The 15,196-nt window shown below is 54.0% G+C and carries 9 protein-coding genes; 1 reads left to right on the top strand and 8 read right to left on the bottom strand.

What is annotated here, in order from left to right; translation table 11 throughout:
- Positions 1–74 precede the first annotated feature (74 nt).
- From F1379_RS23725 to F1379_RS23755, 7 genes are all read right to left on the bottom strand, one after another.
- Positions 75–1,130, bottom strand: a complete 1,056-nt coding sequence (locus F1379_RS23725) for a hypothetical protein (RefSeq protein ID WP_150274665.1) — start codon at positions 1,128–1,130, stop codon at positions 75–77.
- A gap of 210 nt (positions 1,131–1,340) precedes the next feature.
- On the bottom strand, positions 1,341–2,804 hold the full coding sequence (locus F1379_RS23730; protein ID WP_150274667.1) for a glycoside hydrolase family 1 protein: 1,464 nt from the start codon (positions 2,802–2,804) through the stop codon (positions 1,341–1,343).
- Positions 2,805–2,834: 30 nt separating this feature from the next.
- Positions 2,835–4,724: a beta-glucoside-specific PTS transporter subunit IIABC gene (locus F1379_RS23735; RefSeq protein ID WP_150274670.1), complete on the bottom strand. Its 1,890-nt coding sequence runs from the start codon at positions 4,722–4,724 to the stop codon at positions 2,835–2,837.
- Positions 4,725–4,844: 120 nt separating this feature from the next.
- The gene (licT, locus tag F1379_RS23740; protein WP_150274672.1) at positions 4,845–5,678 is read right to left on the bottom strand and encodes a BglG family transcription antiterminator LicT; all 834 of its coding nucleotides are present in this window, start codon (positions 5,676–5,678) and stop codon (positions 4,845–4,847) included.
- A gap of 270 nt (positions 5,679–5,948) precedes the next feature.
- Positions 5,949–11,165, bottom strand: coding sequence for a calcium-binding protein (locus F1379_RS23745; protein WP_150274674.1), 5,217 nt, complete (start codon positions 11,163–11,165; stop codon positions 5,949–5,951).
- Between the two features lie 285 nt (positions 11,166–11,450).
- On the bottom strand, positions 11,451–12,914 hold the full coding sequence (locus F1379_RS23750; protein ID WP_150274676.1) for a DUF4179 domain-containing protein: 1,464 nt from the start codon (positions 12,912–12,914) through the stop codon (positions 11,451–11,453).
- Positions 12,911–13,489 carry a sigma-70 family RNA polymerase sigma factor gene (locus tag F1379_RS23755; protein WP_150274679.1) on the bottom strand — a complete coding sequence of 193 codons (579 nt, stop codon included), beginning with the start codon at positions 13,487–13,489 and terminating at the stop codon, positions 12,911–12,913. Before F1379_RS23755 ends, F1379_RS23750 begins: the two co-directional genes overlap by 4 nt.
- 208 nt (positions 13,490–13,697) lie before the next feature.
- Between F1379_RS23755 and F1379_RS23760 the strand changes: the two genes are divergently transcribed.
- Positions 13,698–14,279 (top strand): LOG family protein, encoded by a 582-nt coding sequence (locus tag F1379_RS23760; RefSeq protein WP_150274681.1) that lies wholly within the window; start codon positions 13,698–13,700, stop codon positions 14,277–14,279.
- Positions 14,280–14,424: 145 nt separating this feature from the next.
- Here the strand turns inward: F1379_RS23760 and F1379_RS23765 are convergent, their stop codons facing one another.
- A complete protein-coding gene (locus F1379_RS23765) occupies positions 14,425–15,189 on the bottom strand; it encodes a nucleoside 2-deoxyribosyltransferase (RefSeq protein WP_203457165.1) in 765 nt (254 codons plus the stop codon).
- Between the last annotated feature and the right edge of the window lie 7 nt (positions 15,190–15,196).

The raw sequence follows: 15,196 nt of genomic DNA on the forward strand, positions 1-15,196 counted from the left end.
CTTCTATTCTATCAACAAACAGGGCGGTTGAGGCGTCCCAGTTCCATCATTATTATGAAAAAAACCAAGGCTATTTATAATAGATTCACATCTACAAGATATGCCTGTTGTTCGTTAGATCCCTTCTTGATTTGGGTGACTAATAAATTCACGGAATCCACCCAGGAGAAGTCCTGGATTATGAATCCTTCCTCCGGCTGTATTACGCGCACCTGATTTTGCGATAGATCTCCGATGATCAATATATTGGCATCAAAGCTGCCCGGATCGGGATAATTCTTGACCGCTGCCAGCTTGCCGCGTGGATCGGCCAGGATCTTTTCAACCCTTCCGACCCCTTTCTCAATCTCTACGATTTTATCGTTTTCCAGATGGATCACTTCAATTTTCCCGATTTGCGGAGCAATAAGATACGGGTAGGCTACAATCGTTTCCAATGCCGCATTCTCTTGAATGGTTGTTTCTTCTGCGGATACCAGATCAATTTTCACCAGATTGCCCTGATCTCTAATGTATACTTCATGGTCTCGGCCCCATCCGATGAATTCGTATGCGCCTTCATATACAACGGTTTCCTTTTGTGATGTAAGATGCTTGGTCCACAATTGGCCGCTGCCTCCCTCATTCTGCACAACATTCCGGTTGCTGTAATAGATCAGCCACTCTCCCGAAGGATCGATATGTGGGCGTTCTGCCCAGACCAAAGGGATGTCTTCGATTGTTTTTTGACTTAATTCGTTCAGATTGTATTGATCCACCTGATCCAAAAGCAGCTTGTCAATGGACCCTTCTTCAATATTCAGGCTATAAACCGAATGGTTATACTCAAGAATATATTGAGCTGTACCAGGGATGGCAGTTAAGGCATACCCCTCGCTTGAATTGGGAAGCACCACATTTTTCCCGTCGTGTTGAACATATGAAAAAGATAGTTGCTCCTTTACTCCATTAAGGTCAAACATTGCTGATTTTACTTTCAGCGATTCTTCGGCTACGCGGTTACTGCTGTTCAACTGAATCGATTGGACACTGAATTCTTTCGTTGCTTTATCGGTTACCGGATCAACAGATTTACAAGAACCAGCGGCAACTAACAGAACAGATGCTGCGATTAGAGCTCTCTTCTTCATTCCGCATTCTCCTTTTTAGGTTTACTATAAATATACATATATCAACTCTTATTAACAGTTTTTTCGATAAAAGTTAGCCCCCTCTACACTATCGTCCATGCCGGACGCAAACAAGGCAGCAATTCTCCATAACGGAGAACTGCTGCCTCGCTGGTCTGTCTATAGCCTTGCCCATTGCCCAATGACGGGAATGCGCCTTGCCCCGACTGCTTATTCCATATCCTCGCCGTTCGAGCGGATCAGCTTCTGGTACCAGTAAAAGCTCTTCTTGCGGAACCGGTTCAGCGTGCCCTTGCCGTGATCATCCTGATCCACATAAATGACGCCATAGCGCTTGGACATTTCCGAGGTGGAAGCGCTGATAATGTCGATGGCGCCCCAGCTCGTGTAGCCCATCACCTCGACCCCGTCCATAATCGCTTCCTTGACCTGCGTCAGATGCTTGCGGAAGTAGTCGATCCGGTAATCGTCGTTGATGGTGCCGTCCGCTTCCGGCGTGTCCTTGGCGCCCAACCCGTTCTCGACAATGAACAGCGGTACGCGGTAACGGTCATACATCTCTTTCAGCACGGTCCGCAGGCCAATCGGGTCCAGCTGCCAGCCCCATTCCGTCCGCTCCAGGTTCGGATTTTTGACGGTGCTGAACAGATTGCCCCCGGTCACCCCGTATTTCTCCGGCTCTGTAGTGGAGACAAGAGAGGTGTAATAGCTAAAGGAGATAAAGTCGACCGTGTTCTCCCGCAGAATCTGCTCATCCCCCGGTTCTGTCGCCAGCTCAATGCCATTCTCCTTAAAATAGCGTCCGATAAACGCCGGATATTCGCCCCGGACCTGAACATCGGTATGCAGCAGGTTCAGCTGGTTATCGACCAGCGCCTGGTGCACATCCTCCGGGCGGCTTGTCGCCGGATAGTGGATCATGCGGGCCAGCATGCAGCCGATGCGGAATTCGGGATTGATCTCACGGCCGAGCCGGGTGGCCAGGCTGCTGGCGACAAACTGGTGATGCAGCGCCTGATAGGAAGCCTGACGGATGTTGCCCACCCGGTCCTCCACGACACCGCCGCCGGTGAACGGCTCAATGACGGTCGTATTGATTTCGTTGAAGGTCAGCCAGTATTTCACCTTGTCCTGATAGCGGGTCATTACCGTTTCGGCATATTTTACATAAAAATCAATGACCTTGCGGTTTGCCCACCCGCCATAATTCTCCACGAGCGTCATTGGCATTTCGTAGTGGGAAAGCGTCACCAGCGGTTCAATGCCATATTTGCGCAGTTCATCGAACACGTTATCGTAGAACTGCAATCCCCGTTCATTGGGCTGTGCGTCATCCCCGTTCGGGAAGATTCGCGCCCAGTTGATCGACAGCCGGAACGCCTTGAACCCGAGCTCGGCGAACAAGGCAATATCCTCCTTGTACCGGTGATAGAAATCAATACCGTAGCGTTTCGGATAGCCTTCCGCACTGTCATGCGCCATCGCCCGCTCAATCGATGCGCTGGTCACGTGCATCAGCTCGCGCAGGTTCACATAGTCCTTCTTTTCGAAATACGGCACCATATCTGCAGTCGACAATCCTTTGCCGTCCTCATTAAAAGCACCCTCAGCCTGATTGGCGGCAATGGCGCCGCCCCACAGGAAATGGTCCGGAAATCCGTTCACAGTCTTCATTAATGATCAGCTCCTGATTCAGATTGGTTGTTATACTTCGACCTTCAGCACCGGCTGCTTCGGAGAAATCTCCCCGAACTGGATCGGCGCAACTGATTTGTATTCATCGGTATTGGTAACCACCATTGCCGTGGTAATATCGTAATTCTCTGCAATTTGCTCCAGCTCAAAGCTGAGCAGCTTATCTCCGGCCGATACCTTGTCTCCGGTCTGGACATGAGCCGTGAAATACTGGCCTTTCAGCTTGACGGTATTGATGCCGACATGGATTAACAGCTCTACGCCGTCCCAACTGCGGATGACCAGCGCATGCTTCGTCTTGAACACATTCATGACCGTACCGTTCACCGGGGAGACCAGTTCACCCGTAGCCGGCACGAAGCCGATGCCTTTGCCCATCATCTCTTCGCCAAAGGTCGGATCATTGACTTCGGTCAGCGGAATCGCCTTGCCCTTCATGGGCGACCAGACGGTTTCATTGGTTACTTCAATGTGCACTTCTTCTACAACTTCAACCGGTGCGGCAGTTGTCCCGGTGACTTCCTTAGTATCCGCATTGTCCACGGTCTCCTCGTTAATGCCCAGCAGGACAGAAACAATCAGCGAGACGACAAAGGCGATGGCCAGACCGCCGATCGCATACCAGAACGTCGATCCAATGAATGCCGGAATACCGGGAATCCCGCCGTTGCCGGCCAGTACATAAGCGTTGACACCGAACATCAGGGCGAAGCCGCCGCCCGCAGCACTGCCAATCATCCCGGCCAGAAACGGCTTCTTGTAACGCATATTGACCCCGTACATCGCCGGTTCTGTAACGCCCATCAGGGCGGTCAATGCCGTCGAGAGGGCAAGGGACTTCAGTTTCTTGTCCTTCGCGCGGAAGAACACGCCTGCGGTTGCACCCGCTTGGCCCATGTTCGAGATATAGGTCAGCGGCAGGAACTTGTCGAAGCCCACGGTTGCGAGATTGCTGAGAATGACCGGCACCAGTGCATAGTGCATCCCGGTCATCACGATAAGCGCCATCGCTCCGCCCAGGATGATGCCTGCAACCAGTCCGCCTTCGACAATCAGCCAGTTGATGCCGCCCGACAAGCCGTTGCCGATAAATGTGCCCAGCGGTCCGATGACGATCATCGTTACCGGAACGACGATCAGCAGACTGAACAGCGGTACCAGCAGCAGCTTCAGCGAAGCGGGGATGATGCGGTTAAAGCCTTTTTCCACATAAGACAGCAGCCAGACGGCCAGCAGAATCGGAATGACCGACGAGGCATAGGTCACGGAAGTCACCGGGACGCCAAGGAAGGCCACCGGATTGCCGCTCGACAGCAGCGCTGTCACATCCGGGCTCATCAGCGCCATACTGACAGCAGCGGCGACGAACGGATTAGCATTGAACTTGCGCGCTGCACTGAACGCGATCAGCATCGGCAGGAAGTGGAACACCCCGTCACCGATGGCCGAGATAATCCGGTACGTATCCGAACCGGCGGCCAGCCAGCCCAGTGAGACGAAGAGGGCAATGAAGCCTTTCAGCAGACCTGCTCCGGCAATGGCCGGAAGAATCGGTGCGAACACGCTTGCAATGAATTCGAACACCCGGGAAATTACATTCTTCGACTTGTTGTCCTTGTCTTCTTTGCCCTCCCCGCCCTTTGCATCCTTCAGCGCCGGATACTCCTTGACCAGTGCGTCGAATACCTTCGGCACATCATTGCCGACAATAACCTGGAACTGATCGCCGGAGATATTGGTGCCCATGACTTTGTCCAGGCTCTCCAGCTGCTTTTTATCGGCTTTGCCGTTGTCCTTCAGATCAAACCGCAGCCGGGTAATGCAGTGGTACACGGAATTGATATTTTGGGCTCCGCCGACGCCTTCCACAATTTTTTTGGCCGTTTCTTGATGATTCAAGCTAATCCCTCCGATTTTCAGATATGCCAAAAACCCGAACGAAACCAGGCAGCGGAAATGAACCTCCGTACCTTCTCATTCGGGTTTTGCCTGATTGAACAGTAACAAGCCCAGGTGGCGTTATTTTCTTTTCATCATCCGTTCGAGATGCAGAGTCAGGTACAGCTGCTCCGAATGGGTCATTTGATAGCCGTAGTTCTTTTGAAGAAAGCGCTCGATTTTTTGGATACAGGCAAAGGTCTGCTTGTAATTCTTGCGGACCACGTCGTACAGGTACTCCTCGGTATCGTCATGGCTTGAATGCGTAATCACCCGCTGGCAGAAATATTTCAAATGAGTGATGAACCGGAAATAATTCACGCTGTCCTCATCAAAATCCACATTGAAGTGGTATTTAATAATGTTCATAATCTCCTGCAGCAGCTGCATCAGATGGGTCACGTCATTCATCGAATCATTGACTTCCGCGTTGATGAAATGGAGGGCGATGTTGCTGATTTCCTCCTTGGGAAACTCGATGCCCAGCCGTTCACGCAGCAGCGTCAGCGATTCTTTGGCCACATCGTACTCCGCCTTATAAAAGTGCTGAACCTCCCACGACAGTGGGTTGGCGACAATCATATTGTCCTTGATGCGCCTTGTCGCAAAGTGAATATGGTCGGATAGTGATACATAAATCCCATCGCTGATCTTCTTGTTCAGCTGTGTACGCGCCAGACTAACGATATCGTCGGTTACCTGCAAAATTTCGAGGGGCGTATCCAGCAGCGAAGCCTTGAATTTCTCCTGGATAGCTTCATCCTGCAGATGGAACACTTTCTCCACCCGGCTCTCGTCAATCACATCACCGACGCGGTTACTGAAACCGATGCCCCGGCCGAGGATCAGCAGTTCCTTCCCCTTGTCGTCCAGTGTGCTGACGATATTGTTGTTGAAGATTTGTTTGATAATCATAGCAACCACCTATTGTTGAGGAAAATAAAAAAAGCGGGCAAACGACAACAGAAACCGCATGCATGAAATTCATGCACTGCGCAATCTGTTGTGGTTTTGCCCGCGTTACCGGTAACAAGCCTCACCATAAAAATAGCACAGGGTATCAGCGTTGTCCACCTTTAATAATTTCCTGATGCCAAAACCATTGAGGTTTAGTATTTGCGGATTACGGATGAATTATTCATTGAATTTCTATGCATGGACAGCCGTTTTTGTCGGTAGCCCATCTTATGGATTAGTGGTCCAGAATGAAGCCAGCACCTGAAGCGCCTCTTCTTTCCGTTCATTTAAAGCTTGCGTCCAATTCAGGCCCGCCGAGGACGAGAAGGTCGACATGGCTTGAATTAACTGATTCACCTGGGTATTCATCAGCGTCCTGCCATCGTTGGTTTGAAACACTTCAGTCTGATAGACGGTTCCGGATTGCCAGTTGGAAATTTGCAGCTGATCCTTGGCATCGGAAATTTTAACCAGCAGATGATTGCCGCTCTTTTCAAAAATGACCTCCTCATAGCTCAATTGGAGCTCCACCTTATCCGCCGTGCCGCCGCCCTCCACGATGGTGTCGTTGCCGTAGCCCTTGCCGAAGATGTACGTGTCATTGCCGTCTGCACCCGTGTAGCTGGCATTTCGCAGCTCTCCGTACAGCGTGTCGTTCCCCGCTCCGCCGTCCAGCACGTCATTGCCCGTGCTGCCGTACAGCACATCCGCGCCATCCCCACCGTATAGCAGGTCATTACCGTCGTAGCCGTACAGGCTGTCGTTCCCTGCCAACCCGTGAATCCGGTCGTGGACGTTGTTCAGGCCATATAACGACTCTCCCGCTTCCGTGCCCAAGGTCAGCACATTCGCTTCCAGCTCACTTTGCCCCCACACCGTTCCATCCGCGAACGCCACACTCTCCACCTTGAACGCGGCAGCCGAGAAGTAATTGCTGATCAGCAGGCGCTCACCGCTTTCCTTGATCCGCAGCACCAGACTGCCGCTCTCCTGCAGCACCTCTACATCCCCCGGGTTGACTCCGAGCTGCACAGCATCCGCCGTGCCGCCGCCCTCCACGATGGTGTCGTTGCCGTAGCCTTTGCCGAAAATGTAGGTGTCATTGCCGTCTGCACCCGTGTAGCTGCCATTCCGCAGCTCCCCGTACAGCGTGTCGTTCCCGGCTCCCCCGTCCAGCACGTCATTTCCCGTGCTGCCGAACAGCACATCCGCTCCGTCTCCACCGTATAGCAGGTCGTTGCCGTCGTAGCCGTACAAGCTGTCGTTCCCCGCCAGCCCGTAGATTCGGTCATGAACGTTGTTCAGGCCATATAACGACTCTCCCGCCTCCGTGCCCAAGGTCAGCACATTGGCTTCCAGCTCACTTTGCCCCCACACCGTGCCGTCTGCAAAAGCGACACTCTCCACCTTGTACGCGGCAGCCGAGAAGTAATTGCTGATCAGCAGGCGCTCACCCGTCTCCTTGATCCGCAGCACCAGACTCCCGCTCTCCTGCAGCACCTCTACATCCCCCGGGTTGACTCCGAGCTGCACCACATCCGCCGTGCCGCCGCCCTCCACGATCGTATCGTTGCCGTAGCCCTTGCCGAAGATGTAGGTGTCGTTGCCTTCCACTCCGGTGTAACTGCTGCTCCGCAGCTCCCCGTACAGCGTGTCGTTCCCGGCTCCCCCGTCCAGCACGTCATTGCCCGTGCTGCCGTAGAGGATATCTGCGCCATCCCCGCCGTACAGCAGGTCATTGCCGTCATAGCCGTACAGGTTGTCGTTCCCGGCCAGACCGTACATCCGGTCGTTAACGTTGTTCAACCCGTACAGCGTATCTGCCAACTCCGTCCCTAAAGTCAGCACATTCGCTTCCAGCTCCGTCTGGCCCCACACCGTGCCGTCTGCAAAGGTGACACTCTCCACCTTGTATGCGGCAGCCGAGAAGTAATTGCTGATGAGCAGGCGCTCGCTGCTTTCCTTGATTCGCAGCACCAGGCTGCCGCTCTCCTGCAGCACCTCCACATCCCCCGGGTTGACTCCGAGCTGCACCACATCCGCCGTACCGCCGCCTTCCACAATCGTGTCGTTGCCGTAGCCCTTGCCGAAGATGTACGTGTCGTTGCCGTCCAGGCCGGTGTAGCTGCCATTCCGCAGCTCCCCGTACAGCGTGTCGTTCCCGGCTCCCCCGTCCAGCACGTCGTTGCCCGTGCTGCCGTACAGCACATCCGCGCCGTCTCCGCCGTACAGCTGGTCATTGCCGTCATAACCGTGCAGGCTGTCGTTCCCCGCCAATCCGTAGATCCGGTCGTGGACGTTATTCTGGCCATACAGCGTATCTGCCAACTCCGTGCCCAAGGTCAGCACATTCGCTTCCAGCTCCGTCTGGCCCCACACCGTGCCGTCTGCAAAGGCGACACTCTCCACCTTGAACGCGGCAGCCGAGAAGTAATTGCTGATCAGCAGGCGCTCGCCGCTTTCCTTGATCCGCAGCACCAGGCTCCCGCTCTCCTGCAGCACCTCTACATCCCCCGGGTTGACTCCAAGCTGCACAACATCCGCCGTGCCGCCGCCCTCTACAATCGTGTCGTTGCCGTAGCCTTTGCCGAAGATGTAGGTGTCGCTGCCTTCCAGGCCGGTGTAGCTGCCATTCCGCAGCTCCCCGTACAGCGTGTCATTCCCCGCTCCCCCGTCCAGCACGTCATTGCCCGTGCTGCCGTAGAGGATATCCGACCCGTCTCCACCGTACAACTGGTCGTTGCCGTCATAGCCGTACAGGCTATCGTTCCCCGCCAGGCCATACATACGGTCGTGGACGTTGTTCAGGCCATACAGCGACTCTCCCGCTTCCGTGCCCAAGGTCAGCACATTCGCTTCCAGCTCCGTCTGACTCCACACCGTGCCATCAGCAAACGCCACACTCTCCACCTTGTACGCGGCAGCCGAGAAGTAATTGCTGATTAGCAGACGCTCGCCGCTTTCCTTGATTCGCAGCACCAGGCTGCCGCTCTCCTGCAGCACCTCCACATCCCCCGGGTTGACTCCGAGCTGCACCACATCCGCCGTACCGCCGCCTTCCACAATCGTGTCGTTGCCGTAGCCCTTGCCGAAGATGTAGGTGTCGTTGCCTTCCAGGCCGGTGTAGCTGCTACTCCGCAGCTCGCCGTATAGTGTGTCATTCCCGGCTCCCCCGTCCAGCACGTCATTGCCCGTACTGCCGTAGAGGATATCCGCCCCGTCTCCGCCATACAGCTGGTCGTTGCCGTCTTCACCGTACAGATTATCGTTATCGGAACCTCCGTACACTTGGTCGTCCCCGGCATTGCCGTATAAGTTGTCATTGCCTTCACCGCCGTGCAAATAATCGTTGCCGGCATCGCCGCTAATGCTATCGTTGCCGGCAATTCCGAAGATCAGATCGCGGTTAACTGTACCGGTCAACCCGTCGCCGCTATCCGTTCCCAGGCGGATGGCTCCCGTCTCGGCAATCGCTTTCGCCAGCTCGCTGTCCCTGGATGCGTACCGCAGCATTAAATCCTCGAAGGGCTGCCGCGCCACCGTCTGCTCCAGCCCCATCAAAGTGAAGCTCTGCAGCAGATTCACGCCAAGCTCCCGGTTGTCCTGCAGAAGCCCGTCGAGATATTGCTGCACTTTGGCAAGTCCGATGGTCGCCGTTTCTCCCGTCAGATCAACAATATAGCTCATTCGCTCCAGTATGGGCTTCAAGTGGCTCTGCTTGAGCAACTGCACCCATATCCGGTTGCTGAATCCTTCATATACGCCCATAATGGCCGCAGCCGCAGCCGTTCCCGGGTTGCTTCCGGTAGTCCCCACAAACGGCTCGTTCATCATTTTCTCCACGACTGCGAGCTTCCGGGCGTCAATATTGGTGCCTCTACCGGTTGGACTGACATTGTCGCTGCCCGTCCATTTATAGAGAATCTGCTCCATCAGGATCTTCTGCTCTGCATAACCCGGCGTCGCCACAAACTGCTCCACCAGTGCCTGCAGACCCGCATCCTGGGCCATCGCCACCGCCAGTTGCTTTACCTGTCCATACCCGCGTACATTCGGCAGCTTACGCACCGATTCAGGCAGGTCGCCCGTTTCAAGGTCCAGCGTGTCCGCTTTGCTTGCACTCAGCCACAGATCGCCTGCCTGATGAATGCTCCCGTCCGCTTTTTCAAAAGTAAAGCTTAGGGTTTCCGCATTCACCGCCGTCAAGTCCAGCGCCTTTACGCCCAGTTCAGCCAGACTGTGCAGTTCTTCCGCTGCCGCCAGACCGTCCCGGTTCAAGTCTGTCCACACCTGCAGTTCACCAAATACAGCATCCGCGGCATCAATCCGACGGTCGCCGTTGTTGTCAACATCCAGCAGAGCCTCAATCCCGTCTTGTGCAAGATTACCGTTCTTTAGGTAAGTGGCGTCACCGAATAATTCGCGTCCATTATCTACCTTGCCGTTCCCGTTCAGATCGCGGACCAATAATCCGTCACCCGGCTTCACCCACTGCCCTTTTTCGGCAAACCCGTCCGCATTGAAGTCAAAATAAGCGCCCAGAGCCTGTGCTGTCACCTCAATCCCGTTTCCATCCAGGTCAAGTATGACCGGGTCGCGGTATGGGACCGGATCGGTCACGGTGGTCGAGCCCATATATTCCTCATAGAGCTCATAGACCTCAGGGTATGTCTCTCTGGCCATTTCTTCCTCGCCAAGTGCGACATACTGCTGGATCATCCGCAACTGATAGTCAATAATGGTGGCCCGTCCCTCGTTAAGCAATTCGCTCCCCACGGATAGCAATCCGTTCAGATACATATCCATGAACAGTGGCGATAACTTGCCCGGCAACAGCCCGCCTATCGAAAGAATATCCTGCAGATCCTTGAGGGGATCCATTGTGAGCAAATCGCCTTCGGCGAGATCGGCCACCGCTTTGAGTGCATCCTCCGCCGTTTTGATCCGGTCAACCACATCTCCGATCTTTCCCACTACAGACAGTCCGCTGTCCAAATACTCCAGCAATCCCTTGCCCCCGCTCAACGCTCCGCTGACTTGGGTGATGGTTTCAAAGGCTCCGGGAGAATAACCGTCCAGCAGGTCTTCAATATCGATATCCCCACCATTCAATATCCGGTCCACGGTATCGATGAAGCTTTCTTCTTCAATCGTTTCAAAACGGGACAGCCCGATAAAATTGCCGTTCTCCGATACAAATACGAATCCGTCCTCCTGGAACTGAAACGAATACGTCCCCCCGGTATTCAAGTAAATGCCTTGTTTCAACTGCTCTAACGAAGGAATCGGAATATCCCGGTACCATTCCCCGTTGATCATAATGCTCAGCTGGTCATTATTTTGCACCAAAGTGATTTCGTCTCCGGAGCCGGTACGCACCGCTTGGCTTTTGAGCAGATAATAATCAGCAAGCGCCTGCAACTGTTCTTCAAAATTAATGGCCATCCGTGTTCTCTCCCTTTCGGATCAAATGGTTTGAAGCGAGCGTAGGTAGGGGCATCACCTCTCACATTAGGTTTGGGAATGTAAACCTTTTAACCCTTTTTTATCCGAGAAAATCATATCATGTTCGCCTGGCTATCTATGTCGATTTTTGTAGCTCCTCCATTAAAAATCCAACAAAAAAACAGCAAGCCTCCGCTGCAATAGCAGCAGCAAGAGGCTTGCTGGTGAACTTCAATTCTCCTAATGATTAAAGGCATCCTGCGTGCTGCTCCTAATCCTTCCGTATTATTCCTCTGCCGACAAATCCACACCGCCCTGCTCCAGCACGGGATTCCAGTAGCGCTCGATTTCGATGGTGAGCGGCTGCGGATATCTTCCGGCATTGGGGCCAAAATTATAGGTCAGTTCCTCGTAGACTGTATCATTGCCGCTATTAGATTGACTGGAGGAAGCAGTATCTCCCTCCTGCGTGTGTTCTTTGCCCGCTGCGTCGGTATACGTGTTCTTCAGCCGCATGCTAAAACTATTCTCCATTAAAGCATGCTCTCTCCGGTGCTCGAAGCTCAGCCGGCCTTCCTCCGTCTTTGTGCTAACCGTCAACAGGCTGTCCGGCGCTTCCAGCACCTCAAGCTTGTTGATATCGACAACAATCTGCATTTGATCCTTCGGAACCGCGGCAATGCCAGCAACCTGCAGCCTCGCTGCATCCAGTTCTCCGACGGGGCTAGGGTCCAAGACCACTGTTGCCTTCGCTTCTCCGGTATAGACATCGGTGTTAAGCGAGGTGATGCTCCTCCGGTAGTTAAGGGTTTTGCGGTTACCTTTCGTTGTTCCTACCAAAGATGGCTCGATCAACTGGAATATATTGTAGTCATTACTGCCGTCATACTCCACATCCACATAGGTGTTCAGCGGGGTATAGAGTACTTGCGACACCTGAATGTTCTGCCCGGCAACCGTCAGCGTCCGCTGCGGGTCGTACACTTCTTTCGTTGTCTTGAGCCAATACGGGTCAAGCTCGAAGGGTAAGCTTAGGCTGGTGCGGTATTTATTGCTGCTTGCGGTGAGCGCCTGCGGTGATATTTCCGTAAAGGTCAGATCATATCTCGCATCCTTGGAGTAATCTTCTGAGGGTGACAGATAGGAAGAATAAGCAAAGTATGCCGTCTGACCGGGCAATATATTATTGTCTTCGGCGGTAATGTCAAGTGAAGCGCCCGTGTCCGATACCGCATGCCCCCCATAATTCAAAGCAAAGTTGGCATGCTTCACCGTTTGCTCCGTCATGTTCTTCACGCTGTACAGCAGCAGTACCCGGCGTCCGTCCGTCACACCGCCCATCATCTCTACCCGGAAGCCCTTCTGCACAATGCTGGTGTAGACGGGCTGGATCAGGCCGTTCTTCACAGCGCTCTGCAGAGATACATCACTGAAGCTTGCTGTGCTGAATTTGGCGGAGTCGCTCCAGTTCTTGTCAAAGGTGACCTCCATATAGCCATCCTGAAAAGCGTTTGCAGCCGGTGATTCCATTCGTTCCTGAAGGAAGGGCAGCGCAAACAGCATGATGGCAGCGGCAGCCGCCACGGACAGTGTTATACCTAGTAGATACCTCCGTTTTCTGTAGCGCACTTTTCCCTGATTCACTCCTTTCCGCATCGCCTCATAAATCTTCATTTCCGGCTGAGCTTCGGCGAGTTGATTGATTTCAGAAGCATCCTGCTGCAACAGACGTTCCTCTTTACCGTTCATTTCTGCCGTCTCCCTTCATAGGACAACATTCCGCGCAGCTCCCGCAGCCCTTCGCGCAGCCAGGTTTTGACCGTACCCTCAGGCTTGGACAACACCTTGGCGATTTCCGGCGCTGTCAGGTCATGATAATATTTCAGCGTAACCGCATGCCGGTATTTAGGTTTCATCCGCGCCAGCGCCCGTTCCAAATCAATGCGCTCACTGCTCTTCATTTCTTCCGGTCCCGCTTCTTCCAGCCGTTCTGCCGGATATTCCCGTTTCTTGCGCCGCAGCTCATCCATACAGCAATTGATTGTAATCCGCAGCACCCATGCTGTAAAAGCTTGCTCGTCCCGGAGTTTGCTCCGCTTCATCCACGCCCGGCAGGTGGCCTCCTGCACCGCCTCCAGCGCATCCGCTTCAGAGCGCAGATAGCTGTAGGCGATCGCATACATTCTACGGTGCTCCTTATACAGCCGCTCGAAAAAGGCTTCTTCCTCCACAGCGGCTGCAGCCTTCTTGGCCGGCCCGGCTTGGGCCTCTGCATCGGCCGTCTCCCTGTACGGGCCGCCGCCTTCAGCAGCATGGTCCGCCATATACTCGCCCCCTCTTTCTATGTAACGAACGCAGTCCGCTTCAGAGCTTCCAGATTCATCCTTTTGGCTTCACTCTATATTAAGACGCAGTTTCCGGTTAAAACGATTGTTTTTTTTCTTAACACTGGCGTTATTTGTTTGAGAAGCAACTGTGTTACATTAACATTAGTAACGGAAAAACCTTGGATACGAAGGAGTGCAGTAAACCATGAAAAGTATCGCGGTATTTTGCGGATCAAGCGAGGGCGCCTCACCCGTGTATAAAGAAAGCGCGCAGGCGCTTGGCCTGGAGCTGGCGCAGCGCGGCATCACACTGATTTACGGCGGCGCGGCTGTCGGGCTGATGGGCGCGGTGGCGGATGCTGTGCTGGAGGCGGGCGGACAGGCTGTTGGCGTCATTCCCCATTTTCTGAAGACCAAAGAAATCGAGCACAGAGGGCTGACCGAACTGATTGCCGTTGACTCCATGCATGAACGGAAGCTGAAGATGTCGGAGCTGGCGGACGGGTTTATCGCGCTTCCGGGGGGACCGGGGACGATGGAGGAATTCTTCGAGATCTTTACCTGGGCGCAGCTCGGTCTGCATGGCAAGCCTTGCGGGGTGCTTAATGTGCATCATTACTACGATCCCCTGATCGCCTTGTTCGACCGGATGTACGGCGAACGGTTCATGCAGGAGAAGCACCGGGCCATGCTGCTGACCGATACGACGCCGCAGGGCCTATTGGGCCAGTTCCTCAGCTATTCGGCTCCGCCGGTCAAGACGTATCTCACGGAAGAACGTACTTGATGGACTTCTGCACACGAAAGTCTTGTAAACAACAAAAGGGATGCGCCCAGAATAGCTGCATCCCTTCAAATCAGTGAATAACTATGTGATTATATTTATTCCTCATCCCTTTTTGATAAGATCAGGAAGCCCTTCCAAGTCCCGCTTAACCGCCGTAATAATCTTTCCTCGCCTGGACAAGGCACCCTTCTAAGCCTCCCGTTACAATTATAGTCGATACGGACAGCATCAGATTGAGCGGCATGTCGAAATCTTCGACATGCATGCCGTCCGAATACAGGCCGGTGAGCGGATCGAAGCCGGAGGCAAGCCGTTCCCGCATGGACCGCCCGTCGGAGATATACCCGTACACCCGCTTTCCGAGCGCGTAGCCAAATCCGCATTCGAAGACGGTGCCGGAGTCAGGCTCAGCCCCGCGAAATGGATTCAGGTCGGCCATAACGATGTCCGCCTCCCGGATCAGGCCTTCGTTGGCGTAAAAAATCATCGTCCCCGTCTCCCGCCGGTCCAGATTATCGTAGTTCTCCTTGTCCAGCGGCACCAGCCCTTCAAAGCCGTATTCATTGCAGAGCTCCCTTAAACTGCGGCCATATTCCACCGCATCCGGGCGGAATACATGGAATCCGGCCAGATAAATCTTGGGTCTCCCGAACGCCCGCCATGTCAGCGGCGACGGGTCGGACAGCTGGTCCAGAATGACCCGCTGCGCTTCTTGCTTGGTTTCAAATACGTATGGCTCCACGTCCGCTGCGTTTCCGGTATCGCGAAACACAGCCCGATACCTGCCGTCATAGGGAGGTTTAACATAAAAGGTCTCTCCACCGATTATGCGCTTCCGGCATTTGGCAACTACGCCGGCTATGACGATGTATAAATCCCGTTCATCTCTTTCCCCACCTGCCTCAGTCAAGCGTTCC

The sequence above is a fragment of the Paenibacillus tepidiphilus genome, assembly GCF_008635795.1.
Classification (GTDB): Bacteria; Bacillota; Bacilli; order Paenibacillales; family Paenibacillaceae; genus Paenibacillus_AQ; species Paenibacillus_AQ tepidiphilus.

Excerpts from the sequence above, each read along its gene's own strand:
- F1379_RS23725 (WP_150274665.1), bottom strand. The coding sequence starts at position 1,130 with ATGAAGAAGAGAGCTCTAATCGCAGCATCTGTTCTGTTAGTTGCCGCT.
- F1379_RS23730 (WP_150274667.1), bottom strand. The coding sequence starts at position 2,804 with ATGAAGACTGTGAACGGATTTCCGGACCATTTCCTGTGGGGCGGCGCC.
- licT (WP_150274672.1), bottom strand. The coding sequence starts at position 5,678 with ATGATTATCAAACAAATCTTCAACAACAATATCGTCAGCACACTGGAC.
- F1379_RS23745 (WP_150274674.1), bottom strand. The coding sequence starts at position 11,165 with ATGGCCATTAATTTTGAAGAACAGTTGCAGGCGCTTGCTGATTATTAT.
- F1379_RS23750 (WP_150274676.1), bottom strand. The coding sequence starts at position 12,914 with ATGAACGGTAAAGAGGAACGTCTGTTGCAGCAGGATGCTTCTGAAATC.
- F1379_RS23755 (WP_150274679.1), bottom strand. The coding sequence starts at position 13,489 with ATGGCGGACCATGCTGCTGAAGGCGGCGGCCCGTACAGGGAGACGGCC.
- F1379_RS23760 (WP_150274681.1), top strand. The coding sequence starts at position 13,698 with ATGAAAAGTATCGCGGTATTTTGCGGATCAAGCGAGGGCGCCTCACCC.